This is a genomic window from Armatimonadota bacterium, from assembly GCA_031081585.1.
GTDB lineage: Bacteria > Sysuimicrobiota > Sysuimicrobiia > Sysuimicrobiales > Humicultoraceae > Geohabitans > Geohabitans tengchongensis.
The window spans coordinates 25,544-42,525 of sequence record JAVHLY010000007.1 but is presented as its reverse complement, the minus strand read 5'-3'; the positions used below and the strand labels follow the sequence as shown (position 1 = coordinate 42,525).

Here is a 16,982-nt window from a genome sequence, read left to right as displayed (position 1 = left end):
CGCGTGTACTCCCCGGGGCTGCTCGTGCTCCCACAGGCCGGCCCGGCGTTCCCCCCGAGAAGACCGGGGTGATCCCGGCGGCCAGCCAGGCATCGATCAGGCCGGTAAAGGCCGTGCTGCCGCGGGGAGCGCCCCAGGAGTTGTTGATCGTATCCGGCATGGAGCGCGCCGGCAGGCCCAGCAGGAAGTCGGAGCACTCCAGGATGTCGGTGAGCGTGCCCCTCCCGCCCGCGTCCATCGCCTTGCAGGCGATCCACTTGGCGCTTCTGGCCACCCCGATGCCCAGGGCCCAGGCGCCCCACGGCCGTCCCCATCGTGTGGGTCCCGTGGAAGTGGTCGTCGTAGGGGACGCGCTCTCCGGCGACGGCGTCGAGCCAGCAGGTCCGGTGGGGACCGTCGCGGCCACATCGGTAGTTCCGGACCAGGGCCGCATGCGTGTGCCGGACGCCCGTATCGATCCCCGCCACCACGACCCCCTGGCCGCGGAAGCCGAGCGCCCACGCCGCCGGTGCCTGCACCTGCCGGATGTTCGACTGCACCGCCAGGATGCCCACGTCCGCGTCGGCAGGGCGGGCGCCGCCGACGAGCCATCCCTGCACCTGGACGGGTGTGTCGGCTTCGAGGGCGTCCACACCGGGGAGGGCGGCCAGGGTGGAGACGGCTGGCTGCCCGCCGGTCACCGAGACCACGTTGGTCGAGAAGAACCCCTGGAACGCCCTGACGAGTCCCTGCGCGTGCAGCTGCGTGAGCCGGTGGAGGACGGGGGCCTGGCTCCTGGCGGCCGTCGCCTTGAGGAGGTTGACCGTCCGCTCTCGCCGGGCCAGCCGGTCGGGCGCCGGCGGCAGACCGTCGAGCTGCGGCCGTGCCGACAGGACCACCAGGAAGGTGGCCTCCCCCGTCGGATTCGTGCCCATCTGCTCGAAGATGCGGGGATCGATCGGCGCCCGGGCCTGCGTCAGCGAGGGAGCGGCCGCCAGCAGGCAGAGGAGGACGAGCCCCGTCCAGGCCCCTATGACCTTCCGCACGGCCACCCACCTCTCCCAGGGGCGGAAGGATGCCCGAGGCTCCCTCCGCCCCCGGAGGCGCTGAACGAGACTCTCAGGCTGTAGCGTGAAGTCGTGAGGAGACTACGGTGGTGCAGGAGCCTTTCCTGCGCAGGAATATTGCGACATACTCTCATGCCCAGGGGGAGGGGTGCAGCCCATGACCGCCGATAGCACCGTCACCCTGACCTTCCTCACCGAGGGACACCGATACGAGGGAGCGGTTGCGCGCAGCGGCATCTTCCACGAGGCGCTCGAGCGTCTCCTCCCGGACGGGCTACGGGTGGGACGCCGCCTGACCATCCGCACTCCCGCCGGCGACCCCGTCTACCCGGACATGTTCATCGGCGAGACGGTGGCGCACTTCGGCACCCGGACCTTCCACGTCACCAGCGAGCCGCTCGGCACCGTGCCGGGGTCCTGGCAGAACGTCGGCTTCGACCACATCGCCCTGGCCGTGTACGACCGCGCCGACGCCCGCCGCTTTTTCAGCGAGGTCCTCGGCCTGCGGGTCATCCGCGACGACGCCCACCAGACCGTGTTGACGGCGGGGGCGGGCGCGATCTTCCTCTTCGACGCCGCGCCGGGCCCGCTCAACCCCGGCGTCCCCTCGCGCGTGCACCACATCGGCTTCGTGGTCGACGACCTGGCGGCGGCCTGGCACCACGTGCGCCGCCACGGCCTGCCGTCCGACTACATGGTGCTGGAGCGGGACGAGCGCTGGTCGCTGTACTTCTTCTACGACAACGGCGACGTGCGCTTCATGGTGCAGCTGTCCGAGATCAAACCGGAGCACCGGGGCATCCCCCGCCCCGAGCGCTTCACCCGCCTCATGTACGACTACGGCCGTGGGCCCTACGGGGTGCGCGTTCCGGCCGAGGGGAACCGCTGAGCCGAGGGGGATCGCTGAGGTCGACACAGCCCGCCACGCCGCCGGGGGCCCATGGGTGAGCCGCCGATCGACGAGACGCCGCCGGTCGACGCGACGCCGCCGGTCGACGCGACCTGGTACAGGAGGCCTCCGGGGGTGCCGGAGGAGACCTCCGCCGGGGGAGTCGTCGTGCGCCTGGAGAGCGGGCGGGTGTACGTCGCGCTGGCGCGCGAGGGCCACTGGCCGCGCTACGTCCTGCCGAAGGGGCGGGTCGCGCCCGGCGAGTCCCTGGAGGAGGCCGCCCGCCGCGAGGTGGCCGAGGAGACCGGCCTCACCGACCTGACGCTGGTGGGCCCGCTCGGGGCGGTGGAGCGGCTGAGCTTCGACCGCTCGCGCTGGAAGACCACGCACTACTTCCTCTTCCGCACCACCCAGCGCGAGGCCATACCGGCCGACGCGGCGCACCACCCCACCTTCGGCGGGTGGTTCCCCCTCGACTCGCTGCCGGAGATGTTGTGGCCCGAGCAGCGGGCTCTGTTGGAGACACACCGGGACCGCCTCGAGGCGGCCGCCCGCGGCTGAGCAGCCGCCTGCCCGCGCCCCTCACGGAGCGCTGAGCACCGCCACCACGGCCTCGTGCAGGTGGCCGTTGCTCGCCAGCACGTCCCACGAGCGCAGCGGCCCGCCGTGGATGTCGGAGACGCGCCCGCCCGCCTCCTCGACCAGCAGCAGCCCCGCCGCCACGTCCCAGAGGTTGAGCCCGGCCTCCCAGAAGGCATCCAGCCGACCGGCCGCCACGTAGGCCAGGTGCAGGGCGGCCGACCCCGTGTTGCGTACCCCGTGCACCACCTGGAGGAAGCGGCCCAACGGGCGCAGGTGCTCCGGCCGGACCTTCGTCCCGGAGAACCCCGTGGCCAGGAGGGCGTCCTCCAGCCGCGCCGTCACCGACACCTCGAGCCGCCTCGGGGCGCCGCTGTCCTGCAGGACCCAGGCACCGCGACCCCGCCCCGCCACGAACAGCTCCCGCAGGACCGGGTCGCAGATCACCCCCAGAACGGTCTCCTCCCGGCGCTGCAGTGCGAGGGAGACGGTGAAGACCGGCACCCCGTGGGCGAAGTTGGTCGTGCCGTCGAGCGGGTCGGCCACCCAGCGGAACTCGCCGCCCGGGCGGCGCGCCCCCTCCTCGCCCAGGTAGCCGTGGTCGGGGAAGCGCGCCGTGACGGCCTGGAGCAGGAACGCCTCGACCTCCCGGTCGGCCCGGGTGACCAGGTTGGCGGGCCCTTTCAGGCGGATCTCCTTGTCCGCGGCCGTCTCGGCGAAGAGGGCCCCGAGACGCTCGCCGGCCCGCCGGGCCAGGTCGACGGCGAAGGCGGCGTACGGGTCGCTCAGGAAGTCCTCGAAGGTGCGATTGGCATCCACGTCCCCTTACTGTACCGCGTCGGCGGGGGAGTGGAGGGGCTGCCGGTCGAGGCGGCGCGACTAGACGAAGGGCACGCGGTCGAACGGGGCGCCCAGGATCTTGATCGGGTCCGCGCCCAGCCAGCGCTCCAGCACCGTCGCGTAGACGGAGCGGAAGTCAATGGCGTGCTTGAGGTCCCCGTCGGTCAGGTCGGTGAGGCTGGGGTGCTGCCCGTAGAGACCGCCCTTGACCGCCGGCCCGAAGAGGAACATCGGTGCCGCCGTCCCGTGGTCGGTGCCGGCGCTGCCGTTCTCCGCCACCCGCCGCCCGAACTCGCTGAAGGCCAGCGTGAGCACCCGGTCGGCGTTGCCTTGGGGGCGCAGGTCGCGGTAGAAGGCCTCCACCCCTTCCGCCAGCTCGGCCAGCAGCCGCTCGTGGACGCCGCGCTGGGCGGCGTGGGTGTCGAACCCGGTCATGTGCGCGTAGTAGACCCGGGTGGGCAGCCCGCCGGCGATCATCTGGGCGATCAGGCGCAGGCTGGCGGCGAAGTGGCTGTTGGGGTAGCCGGTCCCGCCACGGTAGCGCGCCACCGCCGCGCGCACCTGCTCCGCCGAGACGTAGGCGTTCATGGCGGTGTGGCGCAGGAAGTCGATGGTGCCCGGTTCGTTGGGCGCCGGGGCGTTGAGCAGGCGGAAGAGCTCCACCTGCTCCTGCCGGCCGATCCCCTCGAAGCTCGGCATCCACTGGAAGGCCTCGGGGGACTCCAGGGTCACCCCCTGCCCGGAGGCGGCCCGCATCGCCAGCGGGAGCGTGGGCCCCACGTTCACGCCCACGGTGGGCTGCTCGCACACCGGGCACTGGCTGTCGAAGTAGCGGCCGATCCAGCCGTAGCGCACCACCCGGCCCTCCGGGTCGGCGGTGTGCCAGATCTCCATGGAGCGGAAGTGGGAGCGGCTGGGGTTGGGATAGCCCACCCCCTGCACGACGGCCACCGCACCCTGATCGTAGAGCCCCTTCAACCGCGCCAGCGCAGGGTGCAGGCCGAGCGAGTCGGTGAGCCGCAAGACGTCCTTCTGCGGCACAGCCAGCGTGGGGCGCGCCCGGTAGTAGGCGTCGTCGGCGAAGGGCACCACCGTGTTCAGCCCGTCGTTCCCGCCGCCGAGCTGCACGACCACCAGGATGCGCTGGTCGGGGACGCCGGGGCGGCTCTGCACCTCGGCAACGTCCCAGGGGTTGGTCATGGCCAGGGCCGTGCGGGTGAGGAAGGCGGGCGCGGTGGCGCCCACGGCCACCATGGTCAGCCCCTTCTTCACGAACTCGCGCCGGGTCATGCCGTGCGGCATGGGCGGCCTCCTCTCAGCAGAGCTGGTACTCCGGCATGCTCAGGATCAGGTGGAGCGCGGTACGGACCCGCTGCAGGGTGAACCGGACAGAGTCGGTGGGACGGTTCGCCCCGAGGGCCCGCAGCAGGGCGAAGGTGCGTTTCCGGTCGAGGACCGCGCCCGGCAGGAACCGGCGGATGAGCGCCGCCACCGCCTCCCCGGCCGTCTCCGCCCCGTCCAGGAGCCCGGCCACCTCCACGGGGCGCAGCCCTCCGGCCGCCCGGCGGGGGACGCCCGGCATCTGCCCGTTGGTGAGCAGCCCCGCGAAGTTGTAGCGGACCAGGATGGTGGAGGTGGTGATCCACCCCTCGCCGCTCGGCCAGCCGCCCACGTGCGGCGGGATCAGCAGCGCCTGGCCCATCAGGTCCATCGCCAGCGTGAGCGCGCGGGCGGCCTCGGAGCCCAGGCCGAGCAGGCGGGCCGTGCCGATGACGAGCTGCGCCGGGCTCTTCACCTGGGCTCGCAGGGCCTGCGGGGCGTAGAAGGCCTCCGAGCGCAGGATGGTCCGCACGAGCGGCCCCACCTCGAAGTCGACGGCGCGGAAGGTGCGGGCCAGCTCCTCCACCAGGCCGTCGGGCGGGCGGTAGCCGGCGAAGAACTCGAAGAGGCGGCGCGGCAGGAAGCGCGCCGTGGCCGGCTGCTCGAAGATGATGTCGATGACGTCCGTGCCGTCGAAAGGCCCGGTGCGCCCGAGGAAGGTCTTCACCCCGTCGTCGTGCTGCGCCCGGTTGAAGACGAACTCGGTGCCCCGGAAGGTCCACCCGGTGAAGGCGCGGGCGGCCTCCTTGACGTCCTGCTCGGTGTAGTGGCCGATCCCCATGGTGAAGAGCTCGAGGAGTTCCCGGGCGTAGTTCTCGTTGGGGCGGCCCTTGCGGTTGCTGGCGTTGTCCAGGTAGGTGAGCATGGCCGGGTCGCGGCTGATCGCCAGGATCAGCGCCTTGAAGTTGCCCAGGGCCATGCGGCGGAAGAGCTCGTTCTGCTGGTAGAGCAGGACGGGGTTGCGCACCTCGGGGAAGCCGGAGACCAGCAGCCCGTGCCAGAAGAGGACCATCTTCTCCTGGAGCGGCCGGTGCGTCTGCACCATGCGTGCCACCCACCACTCCCGCGTGGCCTGCAACGCCTCCCGCTGCGACCGCACGATGCGCTGGGCCAGGGCGCGGCGGGCGGCCTCGTCGGCCCCGGTGCGGCGCAGCGCCTCCGCCTCGTCGGCCAGGCGGCCGAGCTCGCTGTAGTCGGGCGGTGGGAACGCCTCGGGGGTGCGCTCGTAGCCGAGCAGCTCCTCGACGGCGCCGTCCGGGCCGAGGGCGACCAGGCGGCGCACCTCCTCCGGCGGCCCGCCGAAGCCGGCCCGGTTGAGCAGGTGGGCGGCCCGGACTTCGTCCCAGGGGGCACTGGCGGTAGGACGGAACCGGCGCAGGGACGGCTCGGCCACAGGTCACCCCTCCCCTTCCGTTACGACACCCGGCACCATCCGGAGGTTTAGCCGGGGCGCGGTCGAAGATGGCCGCGACCGTGGAGATCGACCGCGCCCGCCCTGCCGACCTCCCCACCCTCCTCGAGCTGTGGGGCGACCTGGCGGCCTTCCACGCCGGGCTGGACCCCGCCTTCGCGCCCGCCCCGCACTGGCGGAGCGCCTACGAAGCCTACCTGCTCGACCTGATGCACCGCGACGACGCCCGCGTCCTGGTGGCCCGCGTGGCCGGGACGGTGGTGGCCTTTGCCGTCGGCCGCCTCACCACCCTCCCGCCCTTCTTCGCCGACCGGCGCCGCGGGTACATCCAGGACGTGGTGACCCACCCGCGCTACCGGCGCCGCGGCATCGCCACCCGCCTGGTCGAGCACCTCCTGGCCTGGATGGCGGAAGAGGGCATCGCCACGGTCGAGCTCACCGTGGCCGTCGGGAATCCCGAGGCCATGCGCTTCTGGGAGCGGCTCGGCTTCCGGGTCTACATGCACCAGGCGCGCCGGCAGCTTCACGCGCCCGCACCTCCGGCCCCGTCCGGCAGGCGCGGCGGGAAGACGAGATAGCTCACCAGCCAGCCGGCCACGCCGCAGAGCACGGTGACGCCCACCCACAGGTCCGCGCTCCACGCCACCCGCGAGGCCGGGAAGAGGTCGGACAGCCCGACGACCCCGCGCGATCCGTGTCCCCGCGCGCCCTGCAGGGCCGCCAGCGTCAGGAAAGAGGCGAGGGCGGTGGCGGCCGGGACCAGCGCGGCCACCAGGCGCACCTGACCCGAGTCCGAGCCTCCCTGCCCCCCGCCGAGGCGGTCGACGAGCCGGTCTCCCGCCAGGCCGGCCAGGACGATCCCCGGGACCAGGACCACCGTGCCGCGCAGGAGGCTGAGAGGGACAACACTCAGGGTGAGGAGCAGCGTGACGGCGCCGGAGGGCAGGCGCGGCCACCGCCGCAACAGCAGGAGGAGGCCGCCGGTCAGGGAGACGCTCTGGACGAGGTAGCCCAGCACCCCGAGACCGTAGATGTGCGCGCCGACCCCGTAGCGCGAGGGGGTGCCGAGCGTCCCGTAGCTCACGCCGGCCGCCAGCGGCTCCACCACCGGGTGCGCGTACTGGACCATGTAGCCGACGAGGAAGAGGAACAGCCCCAGGGAGAGCACCGCGGGAAAGGCGTCCCGGGGCCGTCGACGCCCTGCGGGCGCACACCAGGCGCGGCGCAGCGGGTCGAGGAGGATGAGCCCGAGCCCGGCGGCGTGGAGAACCTGGAAGGGGTGGAGGAGCGGGGTGAGGGGTTCGTCGATGGTCAGGGGGCTCGGGCCGCGGAAGGGACCCGGCCGCAACAAAGTCCCGGTGACCCCCCCGAGGACCAGCAGCAGGCCCACCGCCGGGAGGCTCTCCTGGCCCAGTTCCTGGACCGCTCGACCAGCCGATCCGCGCCCCGGCCCTCCGAGGCGCGCCAGCCGGCCGGCTGTCAGGACCGCCACCGCGCCCAGGCCCAGGAAGTACGGCAGGTGCAGGGGAACGGGGGCGGCGGGGAGGCCGAGCGCCACGGACGGCGGGCCGCGCCGCTCCGTCCGGGGGGCGAGCGTGTGTGCCAGGTGGCGGTGGTGGGCCCACCCGTCCAGCACCACGGCGGCGACGAGCCAGGCTGCCAGGAGGACGCCCGTCCAGAGCCTGGCCGGGACCATGGCCCGCTGGCGGGGATGCGCGACCGCGGTGCCTCGCCGTGTTGCCCCGGTCTCCGTGGCCATCCCGCGTCTCCCCGCGCCCGCTTAGGCGACCGCAGGGGGAACTCCTCCATCGCCGGGCGCATCGAGGGGTGAGCGTGCCCGCACGAAAAAATTGCGCACAGGGAGGCGAGCGCGCCCGCCCGAAATGATGCAGGGATGACGGACCGCCTCGAGACCGTCTACCGTTCGGTGCGCGACGCCGGGCTGCAGGCCCTCATCGTCTCCACCCCGGCCAACACCTACTACCTGACGGGCTTCCGGGCGGTCACCTACTCCCGGCCGGTGGTGGTGGTCCTCACCGCCTCCCCGGTGCTGGTCATCCCGGAACTGGAGGCCGCCCACGCCCAGGCCCGTTCCCGGGTGCGCGATATCCGCACCTACGCCGACACCGGCCTCGGCGGGCTGGCCGGCAAACACCCGGTCCACCTCGCCCTCGACCTCACGATCGAGGTCCTGCGCAGCCAGGAAGTGCGGGGGCCCGTCGGCTTCGAGGCCGGCGGGCTGACCTTCGAGGGGTATGCCTACCTGCGCGAGCACGCCCCCTGGGAGCTGCAGCCCACCCGGCGGCTGGTGGAGGCGCCGCGCATGGTCAAGGACGCGGGGGAGCTGGAGCTGATCCGCCGCGGCTGCCTGCTGGCCGAGCACGGCATGGCCGTGGAGGTGGACGCGAGCCAGGTAGGGGCGGCGGAGGTGGCCATCATGGCGGAGGGCAACGCGGCGATGCTGCGCGAGGCCGCCCGCCGCTTCTCCGACGACGAGGTCGCTGCCAGCTCCCGGCCGGTCTCCGGCGAGAAGACGGTGCTGCCCCACTCCATCCCCTCGGGGCGTCAGCTGCGCTCCGGGGACGTGGTCATCCACGGCACGGGCTGCACCGTGAACGGCTACTACAGCGAGGACGAGCGGACCATCTTCGTGGAGAAGGCCACGGCGGAGCAGCGCGGGCTCTTCGAGGTGATGGTGCGCGCCCAGCAGGCGGCCCTGGCGGCCATCCGGCCGGGCGTCCCCTGTCGGGAGGTGGACCGGGCGGCGCGCGCCGTCATCGAGGAAGCGGGCTTCGGGGCGTTCTTCATCCACCGCACCGGGCACGGGATCGGCATCGACTACCACGAGCTGCCCTTCTTCGCCCCCGGGGACGAGACCGTGCTGCAGCCGGGCATGGTCCTGTCGGTCGAGCCCGGCATCTACGTGCCGGGTGTGGGCGGGTTCCGCCACTCCGACACCATCGTGGTCACCGAGGACGGGTGCGAGGTCCTCACCCACTACCCCAAGGACCTCGATTCGCTGATCGTGGGCTGAGGGCGATGGAGGACCGGGCAGCTCCCGAGCAGCAGCCAGACGGCGCGCGCCGGGCCAGGGACGTTCGCCCGGCCCGGACCATGCGCCGGGCCGTCGCCACCTTCTCCATCGTTGCCCTGGACCCGCGCACAGGCGAGGTGGGGGTGGCCGTGGCCAGCAAGTTCCTGGCCGTGGGCGCGGCGGTGCCCTGGGCCCGCGCCGGGGTGGGCGCGGTGGCCACGCAGGCGTGGGCCAACCTGAGCTACGGGCCCGACGGGCTGCGCCTGCTGGAGCAGGGCCTGGCGGCTGACGAGGTGGTGGCCCGGCTCGTCGACGCGGACGAGCAGCGTGAGCACCGCCAGCTCGGCGTGGTGGACGCGCGCGGCCGGGCGGCGGCATGGACCGGGCGCGAGTGCCTGGAGTGGGCCGGCCACCGCACCGGCGAGGGCTTCACCTGCCAGGGCAACATCCTGGCCGGACCGGAGGTGGTGGCGGCCATGGCCGAGACCTTCGCGCGGACCGACGGCGCCCTCCCGGAGCGGCTGGTGGCGGCGCTGGCCGCGGGGGAGGCCGCCGGCGGGGACCGGCGCGGCCGGCAGTCCGCCGCCCTCTACGTGGCGAAGGAGCGCGGCGCCTACGGCGGGGTGCTCGACCGCTACGTCGACCTGCGCGTGGACGACAGCGAGCGCCCCGTCGACGAGCTGCGCCGGCTGCTGGAGCTGCACCGCTTCTACTTCCCCCCGGGCGTGCCCGACGTCGTGCGCCTGACCGAGCCGACGGTGCGCGAGATCCAGGAGGCGCTGCGGCGGCGCGGGTTCTACGAGGGCGAGGTCACCGGCCGCTACGACGCGCGCACCAAGGACGCCTTCCGCCGCTGGGTCGGGGTGGAGAACCTGGAGGAGCGCTGGCGCGAGGACGACATCGTCGACCGCCTGGTGCTCCTCCACCTGCGGCGCCAGGCCCGGACCACGCCGTGACGCGGCGCGAGCGGCTGCTGGCGGCGCTGCGCGGCGACCCGGTGGACCGTCCCCCGGTGGCCCTGTGGCGCCACTTCCCCCGGGAGGACAGCCGCGCCGAGAGCCTGGCCCGCGCCCACGTCGCTTTCTTCCGCGCCTGGGAGTGGGACTTCCTCAAGGTGACGCCGGCCAGCGGCTACTACGGCGACGACTGGGGCCTGCGCGCCGGTTACCGGCCGAACCGCGAGGGGGTGCGCCACTACACCGACCGTCCCATCAAGAAGGCGGCCGACTGGGGGCGCCTGCGGCCCCTGGACGTCTCCGCCGGCGCCTACGGCCGCGAGCTGCACGCCCTCCGCCTGATCCGCCAGGAGCTGCGCGACGAGGTGATCCTGGCCACGGTCTTCAGCCCGCTCACCGTGGCCCGCACCCTGGCCGGCGACCAGGCGCTGGTCCGCTACCTGCGGGAGGAGCCCGAGGCGCTGCACGCGGGGCTGGCGGTCATCACCGACGTTACCCGGCGGTTCGCCCAGGAGGCGCTCACCGCCGGCGCCGACGGGATCTTCTTCGCCACCCAGTGCGCCACGACCGACTACCTGACCCTGGACGAGTATGAGGAGTTCGGCCGCCCCTACGACCTGCAGGTCCTGGACGGCGCCGACGCCGCCGAGGTGCGCCTCCTCCACCTGCACGGCCCGCAGGTGATGTTCGACCTGGCCGCCGAGTACCCCGTGGACGCCCTCAACTGGCACGACCGACGTGCCGGCCCCACGCTGGCCGAGGCCCGCGCCCGCTTCTCCGGCTGTCTCGCCGGCGGCGTGGACGAGCTGGGCACGCTGGCCCAGGGCACGCCGGAGGCGTGCGCGGCCGAGGTCCGGGACGCGCTGGCGCAGACCCAGGGGCGCCGTCACGTCGTCGCCCCCGGCTGCACGATCCTCATCGACACGCCGGAGGCGAACCTGCGGGCGGTGCGGGCGGCGGTGGAGCCCTCCTAGGCCTCGGTGGGTCGGAATCTGGCCACCCGCAGCCCGTTGGCCACCGCGAGCAGTTCGCTCACTTCATGGACGACCACAGCGAGGACCACCGTGACGATGCCACCGATGGCGCCGGGGATGAGGAGGCTCAGGACGAGGAGCGAGAAGACTATGTTCTGACGGCTGATGGCGCGGGCCGCCCGACCCAGGCGGATGGCGTAGACGACCTTCGGCAGGTCGTCCGCCATCAAGGCGACATCAGCCGCCTCGATGGCCGCATCGGTCCCCGCGGCGCCCATGGCGATACCGACGGTGGCGGCTGCCAGCGCCGGAGCGTCGTTGATCCCGTCACCGACCATGGCCACCGCGCCCTCGCGCGCCTCGAGCTCCCTGATGTACCGGACCTTGTCCTCGGGCCGCAACTCGGCGTGGACGTGGTCGATGCCCAACTCCCGGGCGATGGCGGCCGCCGTGTCCGCATGGTCGCCGGTCAGCATGGCCACCTTCACGCCCAGACGGTGGAGGCGAGCGACCGTCGGCCGGGCGACCGGGCGAAGCTGGTCGCGCATCGCCAACAGGCCCAGGAGCGTGCCGTTCCGGGCAACGCCGACGACGGTCTTGCCCTGGCGGTGGAGCGCCTCAATGGCGGGCTGCGCGGCCTCCAGGATGATGCCGCGTTGCCGGAGCCAGGCGGGGCTGCCCACGACGACCCGCTGGCCGTCGACCTCGGCCTCGATGCCCAGGCCAGGCAGCGCCCGGCACGCCGCCACCGGCACGCGCGGTGCGCCTTCCTGGTCCGCTCGCCTGGCGATGGCCTCCCCCAGCGGATGCTCCGAGAAGCGCTCGACCGCCGCGGCCAGACCCAGCAGGGTTGCCGGGCTGATCCGGTCGAGCGGCACGATGTCCGTAACCTCCGGCCTCCCTGTCGTGAGCGTGCCCGTCTTGTCGAAAGCGACGACCCGAACCCGGCCGAGGTTCTCCAGGTGAAGCCCGCCCTTGATCAGGACGCCGTTCCGCCCGGCGATGCCGATGCCCGCCGCGACGGCGACCGGCGTGGACATGACGAGCGCACAGGGAGCCGCCGCCACCAGCAGCACCATGGCCCGCAGCGCCCAGGGCATGACCGGCTGGCCGAAGAGCGGTGGGACGACCAGGAAGAGGAGGGCTGCGACGAGCACCGTCGGGGAATACCACCGGCTGAAGCGCTCGATGAAGCGCTGCAGGCGCCCTTTTTGCTCGTGCGCCTCTTCCACGAGGTGGATGATCTTCGAGAGGGTATTGTCCTCGCAGGAGGCGGTGGCTTCCACGACCAGCGCGCCCTGTGTGTTCAGGCTGCCGGCGAAGACCTGCGTGCCGGGGACTTTGTCCACCGGCATCGACTCGCCGGTAACGGGGGACTCGTCCACCGTGGAGGTCCCTTCCAGGATCACCCCATCGGTGGCGATGGCCTCCCCCGGGCGAACCACAAACCGATCCCCCGGCCGGAGCTGCGTCGCCGGGACCGTCACCTCCCGACCGTCTCGCAGGAGGCGCGCCTCCCTGGGCGCCAGATCCAGCAGCCCCCGGATGGCGTACCGCGTCCGAGCGTATGCGTACTCCTCCAGCGCCTCCGCCGTGGCGTAGAGGAAGACCAGGACGGCGGCCTCGTCCCACAGGCCCAGGAGGGCGGCCCCCACGGCGGCCGCGCTCATCAAGATCTCGACGCCCACCTGGCGCTCGCTCCACAGCCCGCGCCACCCTTCCCTCACGAAGTGGCGCCCTCCCAGGACCGCGGCCGCGGCGTAGCCGAACGGCTCCAGACGCCCGAAGCCCAGCAGGTGGGAGAGGGCCAAGGTCAGGGCGATGAGCGCTCCGCCCGCCAGCGCATCGCGCATGGCGGGGAACCGCCACCAGGCCCCACCGTAGGCGCTGACTTCTGCCTCGCCGCTCGCCTGGCTCATGGGGTCATGCGGTCGCCCGGCCCGGGGGTGGATCACGACGACGCGGCCGTGATCCGCACGCGCCGCGATGCGCTCATCAGGAGCCCGCGGCGTGGTCGAGCCCTTCCTGGATGAGGTGCCGGACGTGCTCGTCGGCCAGCGCGTAGTAGGCCATCTGGCCCTGCCGACGGTATTTGACCAGCTTCAGGTCCCTGAGGAGACGGAGCTGGTGGGAGACGGCGGGGCGGCTCCGCGCCACGATGCTGGCCAGGTCGCAGACGCACAACTCCTCTTGGGCGAGGGCAAAGAGCAACTTGGCGCGCGTGGGATCGGCGAGGACCTGGAACATCCGGGCGACCGCCTCGAAGCGACCCTCATCCTGGAGCTGGCGGCGGACCTTCCGGACTTTCGCTTCGTCGACGTGGTAGGTCTCGCAGGTGCCTTCCCGGCGCAACGCTGCCCTGACGGCCATACGGCCTCACCACCCTCCCCACCGGACCGGGAAAAGTTGCATGAGTGCACAACTCTGCACTTTTCCAGACGCCATCATAGGCCCGGGTCGGCCGACCGTCAACCGATGGGGGCTGGCTGGGTCACGGCGCGAGAGCCGGTCCGCAGCAGACACCTCCCATGGCCTGATGCCCCACAGGTAGCGGTTGCATCCACCCTGGGCACCGGGTACTCTGGTCGGGGCCGCACCGTGCTCCTCATCGCGGCCCCGGCCCAGGCACACATCGCGGCCGCGTCCCGCACGTCGATCTGCAACGTCTCGCCCAGGAGGCCGACGTGGAGAGCCCCCATCGCACCTACGTGCGCGAACTGCGCAAGCGGTTGCCGCCGCACGTCTTCCGCCCCGTGCCCGCCCGGGCGCTCTGGATCCTGCCCTATGCCCTGGTCGGGGCCGCAGGGACCTGGGCCATCGCCGCGTGGGACCTGCCGGTGCCGGCCAGGGTCCTCCTGGGTGTGACCATCGGCATGGCCTACGCCTCCCTGGGGTTCCTCGGGCACGAGATCCTCCACGGCGGCGTGGTCCGGCGCCCCTGGGTCCGCGACCTGCTGGGGGCGGTCTGCCTCCTCCCCAGCGGCATCGGACCGCGGCTGTGGCGGCGCTGGCACAACGTCGAGCACCACGGCCACACCCAGATCGCCGGACGCGACCCCGACGCCTACAGCACCCTGGAGCAGTACCACCGGCGCCCCGCCCTGCGCCTGCTCCACCGGCTGGTCCCGGTGAGGAGCGTCGGGTTCTTCGCCATGCTCGCGGTCTGGCTAAGCATCCACTCCTGGATCATCTTGGTGGGAGCGCTGCGCCGGGAGCGTGGGCGCGAACGCCTCTTGCTGTTGACCCAGTTCGCCGGCCCCATGGCGGCCTGGACGCTCCTGGGATGGTGGCTGGGGTGGGACGCCCTCCCGTACTTCTACGTGATCCCGCTGCTGGTGGGGAACTTCGTGGTGATGGCCTACATCGCCACGAACCACCTGCTGAACCCGCTGCTGGAAGAGGACGACCCCCTCGCCGGGTCGCTGAGCGTGACCGTGCCCCGTCTGCTGGACGTCCTGCACGGAAACTTCAGCCACCACACGGAGCACCACATCTTCCCGGCCATGAGCGCGCGCTACCTCCCCGAGGTGAAACGCCTGCTGCGGGACCTCTGGCCGCACCGCTACCACGAGATGCCGCTGCGGCGGGCGCTGGGGCTGCTCTGGCGGACGCCCCGGCTCTACCTGGACAACGTGCGGCTGGTCGACCCCCGCTCCGGGCACGTCTCGCCCGTCCTGGGACACGGATTGCGGGTGGAAGAAGCCGGTTAGCCGGTGTGGCGGGCCGCCCCGTAGGCTGCCGCCAGGCGCTGCGCCCGGGGGCTGGAACGGACGGGATCGGCGTAGAGCCAGGCCAGCAGGGCCCGCGCCGCCGGGCCGCGGAAGCGCAGCGTGGCGGCGCCCTCGGGGGTCCCGACCTCCACCGTCCCCTTGAGGGCGCGCTCCTGCTCCGGCAACCGGCCGGCCAGCGCGGTCACCACCTCCGCGCTCGCCACCAGCGCCACCCGGTCGCCGCCGTCCGTAAAGGTGTGCGCCTCGCCGCGCCCGCGCTGCCCCTCGAGGAGGCCCCGCGTGAAGTGGGGGAGGGCGGCGTCGGAGACGTACTCGACGGCCACCGGCGCGGGGGCTTGCTCCGCCACGCCCCACTGGAGCAGGGCGGCACTGAGGGCATGGTCGCGCACGTAAGCCTCGTCGCCGAACCGGCTGCTGTGGCAGATCTCGTAGGTGGCGTGGCTCGCCGTCAGGTCGCGCAGCAGCACACGCAGGTACTCCACCTCGTCCCGCGCCACCGGCAGCACCAGGGTGTAGGGGACGGCCCGGTGGTAGATGCGGCCCCAGGCCCCGGTGATGAACCCCAGCCAGTACATCGCCACCCGCACGTCGGCGGCAGGGTCGCTGTGGTGGAGGTGGTAGGGCACGGGCATGCGCGTGGCCGACTGAGGGCGCAGGAACTGCTGCACCTCGCTGACCGGGCGCCCGAAGCGCTCGCCGATCTGGCGCTCCGACTCGCCGCGGGCGCGGGCCTCGTGCATGGCGTAGATTTCCTGCGGGCGGAGCGTGACGAGGGCCGGGCGGGTGTTCATGCCTTGACGCGCTCGCGCCGGTAGATCCGGTCGAGCCCGACTTCGACCTCGCGCCCGTCGTCGTGCCGGACCGTGGTGGTCCCGTCACGGCGCACCGCGATGACCACGCCCGACTGGGCCTGCTGGGCCTGCTTCCACCAGACGCGATCGCCGACCTTGGGTTTCCTCACGCGGGTCCCCTTTCCGGGTCTGTGGTCCTCCCAACGCACGGGAGGCATCGAGCGGAAACTAGCCTATTATCGCATATCCGGCGAGCGCTGTCGACGGATGCCGCGGGACCCGCGCGCGGCGCCGCTGGGCCTCTACCGGGAGAGCAGGCGCTCCACAGCCCGACGGGCCCACGCGGACCGGAGGTCCACGCCGGGCGGATCCCCCGACAGGAGGACGTGCAGACGCGCGCGAAGCCGATCTTGTGGTGTCCTCCTCGCCGCGCCGCCGCCTCGCCGAGCACTTCGGGCGGCAGGCCCGCGCCTACGCGCAGAGCGCCACCTTCGCCCGGGGCGACGACCTGGCCGTCCTCGTGCGCCTGCTGGACCCGCACCCGGAGATGCTCGCCCTCGACGAGGCCACCGGGGCCGGGTTCACCGCCGCCGCCGTGGCACCGCTGGTGCGGGCGGTGGTGGCGCTGGACATCGCCCCGGAGATGCTCGCCCGCACCCGCGAGCTGGCGGCGGAACGGCGACTGGACAACGTCCTCCCCATCCTGGCCGACGTCGAGGCCCTGCCCTTCGCCGACGGGAGCTTCGATGCGGTCACCTGTCGCATCGCCCCCCACCACTTCCTCGACGTGCCGCGGGCGCTGCGGGAGGTGGCCCGCGTGCTGCGGCCGGGCGGGCGCTTCGTGGTCGTGGACAACCTGGCGCCCTCCGAGCCGGCCCTCGACCGCTTCATCAACACCCTGGACGCCCTGCGCGACCCCACCCACGTGCGCGCCTACACGGTGGAGGAGTGGATGGACCTGCTGCCCGGCGCGGGCCTGCGGCCGACGGCGTGGGAGGTCCGCCGCAAGCGCCAGCCGGTGGAGGAATGGCTGGCCCGCGCCGGGGCCGACCTGGAAACCGCCGCGGCGGTGCGCGAGCGGCTGCTCCGGGCCCCCGAGGCGGCGCGCACAGCCTTCGCCATCGAGGTGGCGGACGGTGCGCCGGTGGTCTTCACCGTCGAGACCCTGGTCGCGCGGGCCGAGCGGACCTAGACCGCCTCAGCCGCGATGGCGCCGCGGTGGAGAGGGAGACGTGCACGCGCAGCGGGGAGAGGACGTTCGGCAGGATGTAGCGCCAGAGGATGCGGGCCCTTCCGCCAGCCCGCCGGAGCAGATACGCTGGTGTCGCGAGTCCGTCTCCATGCCGGACAG

17 protein-coding genes are annotated in these 16,982 nt (G+C 73.1%); 8 read left to right on the top strand and 9 right to left on the bottom strand.

From position 1 onward, the window contains the following. The coding region (locus RB146_04190) for a hypothetical protein (GenBank protein MDQ7828182.1) at positions 1-1,031 on the bottom strand (1,031 nt) is incomplete at its 3' end. Between the two features lie 172 nt (positions 1,032-1,203). On the opposite strand from RB146_04190, the gene RB146_04185 reads away from it, so the two are divergent. Then, positions 1,204-1,935, top strand: coding sequence for a VOC family protein (locus tag RB146_04185; protein MDQ7828181.1), 732 nt, complete (start codon positions 1,204-1,206; stop codon positions 1,933-1,935). A 51-nt stretch (positions 1,936-1,986) separates the two neighbouring features. After that, positions 1,987-2,496: an NUDIX domain-containing protein gene (locus RB146_04180; protein MDQ7828180.1), complete on the top strand. Its 510-nt coding sequence runs from the start codon at positions 1,987-1,989 to the stop codon at positions 2,494-2,496. Between the two features lie 21 nt (positions 2,497-2,517). Here the strand turns inward: RB146_04180 and RB146_04175 are convergent, their stop codons facing one another. The 3 genes from RB146_04175 to RB146_04165 are packed head-to-tail and all read right to left on the bottom strand — an operon-like array spanning position 2,518 to position 6,127. Next, positions 2,518-3,333 carry an inositol monophosphatase family protein gene (locus RB146_04175; GenBank protein MDQ7828179.1) on the bottom strand — a complete coding sequence of 272 codons (816 nt, stop codon included), beginning with the start codon at positions 3,331-3,333 and terminating at the stop codon, positions 2,518-2,520. A gap of 60 nt (positions 3,334-3,393) precedes the next feature. Next, the gene (locus tag RB146_04170) at positions 3,394-4,656 is read right to left on the bottom strand and encodes a DUF1501 domain-containing protein (GenBank protein ID MDQ7828178.1); all 1,263 of its coding nucleotides are present in this window, start codon (positions 4,654-4,656) and stop codon (positions 3,394-3,396) included. Between the two features lie 13 nt (positions 4,657-4,669). After that, positions 4,670-6,127, bottom strand: coding sequence for a DUF1800 domain-containing protein (locus RB146_04165; GenBank protein MDQ7828177.1), 1,458 nt, complete (start codon positions 6,125-6,127; stop codon positions 4,670-4,672). 68 nt (positions 6,128-6,195) lie between these two features. Here RB146_04165 and RB146_04160 point away from each other — a divergent pair, with 68 nt between their 5' ends. Further along, positions 6,196-6,723, top strand: coding sequence for a GNAT family N-acetyltransferase (locus tag RB146_04160; protein MDQ7828176.1), 528 nt, complete (start codon positions 6,196-6,198; stop codon positions 6,721-6,723). On the opposite strand, the gene RB146_04155 is transcribed toward RB146_04160, so the two are convergent. Further along, the gene (locus RB146_04155) at positions 6,669-7,904 is read right to left on the bottom strand and encodes a hypothetical protein (GenBank protein ID MDQ7828175.1); all 1,236 of its coding nucleotides are present in this window, start codon (positions 7,902-7,904) and stop codon (positions 6,669-6,671) included. The genes RB146_04160 and RB146_04155 overlap by 55 nt on opposite strands. A 135-nt stretch (positions 7,905-8,039) precedes the next feature. Here RB146_04155 and RB146_04150 point away from each other — a divergent pair, with 135 nt between their 5' ends. From RB146_04150 to RB146_04140, 3 genes are read left to right on the top strand one after another with little or no spacing between them, the layout of a single operon-like run. Beyond that, the gene (locus tag RB146_04150) at positions 8,040-9,179 is read left to right on the top strand and encodes a Xaa-Pro peptidase family protein (protein ID MDQ7828174.1); all 1,140 of its coding nucleotides are present in this window, start codon (positions 8,040-8,042) and stop codon (positions 9,177-9,179) included. A gap of 5 nt (positions 9,180-9,184) precedes the next feature. Next, on the top strand, positions 9,185-10,135 hold the full coding sequence (locus tag RB146_04145) for a DUF1028 domain-containing protein (protein MDQ7828173.1): 951 nt from the start codon (positions 9,185-9,187) through the stop codon (positions 10,133-10,135). Further along, a complete protein-coding gene (locus tag RB146_04140; protein ID MDQ7828172.1) occupies positions 10,132-11,109 on the top strand; it encodes a uroporphyrinogen decarboxylase family protein in 978 nt (325 codons plus the stop codon). Before RB146_04145 ends, RB146_04140 begins: the two co-directional genes overlap by 4 nt. On the opposite strand, the gene RB146_04135 is transcribed toward RB146_04140, so the two are convergent. Next, a complete protein-coding gene (locus RB146_04135; protein MDQ7828171.1) occupies positions 11,106-13,028 on the bottom strand; it encodes a cation-translocating P-type ATPase in 1,923 nt (640 codons plus the stop codon). The genes RB146_04140 and RB146_04135 overlap by 4 nt on opposite strands. Before the next feature lie 76 nt (positions 13,029-13,104). Continuing rightward, entirely contained in the window at positions 13,105-13,479 is a 375-nt protein-coding gene (locus tag RB146_04130; GenBank protein ID MDQ7828170.1) for a metalloregulator ArsR/SmtB family transcription factor, read from the bottom strand. A gap of 314 nt (positions 13,480-13,793) precedes the next feature. Here RB146_04130 and RB146_04125 point away from each other — a divergent pair, with 314 nt between their 5' ends. Then, positions 13,794-14,819, top strand: coding sequence for an acyl-CoA desaturase (locus RB146_04125; GenBank protein ID MDQ7828169.1), 1,026 nt, complete (start codon positions 13,794-13,796; stop codon positions 14,817-14,819). Here the strand turns inward: RB146_04125 and RB146_04120 are convergent. Beyond that, positions 14,816-15,631: a hypothetical protein gene (locus RB146_04120; GenBank protein ID MDQ7828168.1), complete on the bottom strand. Its 816-nt coding sequence runs from the start codon at positions 15,629-15,631 to the stop codon at positions 14,816-14,818. The two genes, RB146_04125 and RB146_04120, sit on opposite strands and share 4 nt — an antisense overlap. Continuing rightward, on the bottom strand, positions 15,628-15,801 hold the full coding sequence (locus tag RB146_04115) for a tudor domain-containing protein (protein ID MDQ7828167.1): 174 nt from the start codon (positions 15,799-15,801) through the stop codon (positions 15,628-15,630). The genes RB146_04120 and RB146_04115 overlap by 4 nt, the downstream gene beginning before the upstream one ends. Before the next feature lie 245 nt (positions 15,802-16,046). Here RB146_04115 and RB146_04110 point away from each other — a divergent pair, with 245 nt between their 5' ends. After that, the gene (locus tag RB146_04110) at positions 16,047-16,823 is read left to right on the top strand and encodes a methyltransferase domain-containing protein (GenBank protein ID MDQ7828166.1); all 777 of its coding nucleotides are present in this window, start codon (positions 16,047-16,049) and stop codon (positions 16,821-16,823) included. Positions 16,824-16,982: the final 159 nt, after the last annotated feature.

Bases quoted from the DNA above. Each gene is read 5' to 3' on its own strand.
- RB146_04185 (MDQ7828181.1), top strand. From the start codon at position 1,204: ATGACCGCCGATAGCACCGTCACCCTGACCTTCCTCACCGAGGGACAC.
- RB146_04180 (MDQ7828180.1), top strand. From the start codon at position 1,987: ATGGGTGAGCCGCCGATCGACGAGACGCCGCCGGTCGACGCGACGCCG.
- RB146_04170 (MDQ7828178.1), bottom strand. From the start codon at position 4,656: ATGCCGCACGGCATGACCCGGCGCGAGTTCGTGAAGAAGGGGCTGACC.
- RB146_04160 (MDQ7828176.1), top strand. From the start codon at position 6,196: ATGGCCGCGACCGTGGAGATCGACCGCGCCCGCCCTGCCGACCTCCCC.
- RB146_04155 (MDQ7828175.1), bottom strand. From the start codon at position 7,904: ATGGCCACGGAGACCGGGGCAACACGGCGAGGCACCGCGGTCGCGCAT.
- RB146_04150 (MDQ7828174.1), top strand. From the start codon at position 8,040: ATGACGGACCGCCTCGAGACCGTCTACCGTTCGGTGCGCGACGCCGGG.
- RB146_04145 (MDQ7828173.1), top strand. From the start codon at position 9,185: ATGGAGGACCGGGCAGCTCCCGAGCAGCAGCCAGACGGCGCGCGCCGG.
- RB146_04135 (MDQ7828171.1), bottom strand. From the start codon at position 13,028: ATGAGCCAGGCGAGCGGCGAGGCAGAAGTCAGCGCCTACGGTGGGGCC.
- RB146_04130 (MDQ7828170.1), bottom strand. From the start codon at position 13,479: ATGGCCGTCAGGGCAGCGTTGCGCCGGGAAGGCACCTGCGAGACCTAC.
- RB146_04120 (MDQ7828168.1), bottom strand. From the start codon at position 15,631: ATGAACACCCGCCCGGCCCTCGTCACGCTCCGCCCGCAGGAAATCTAC.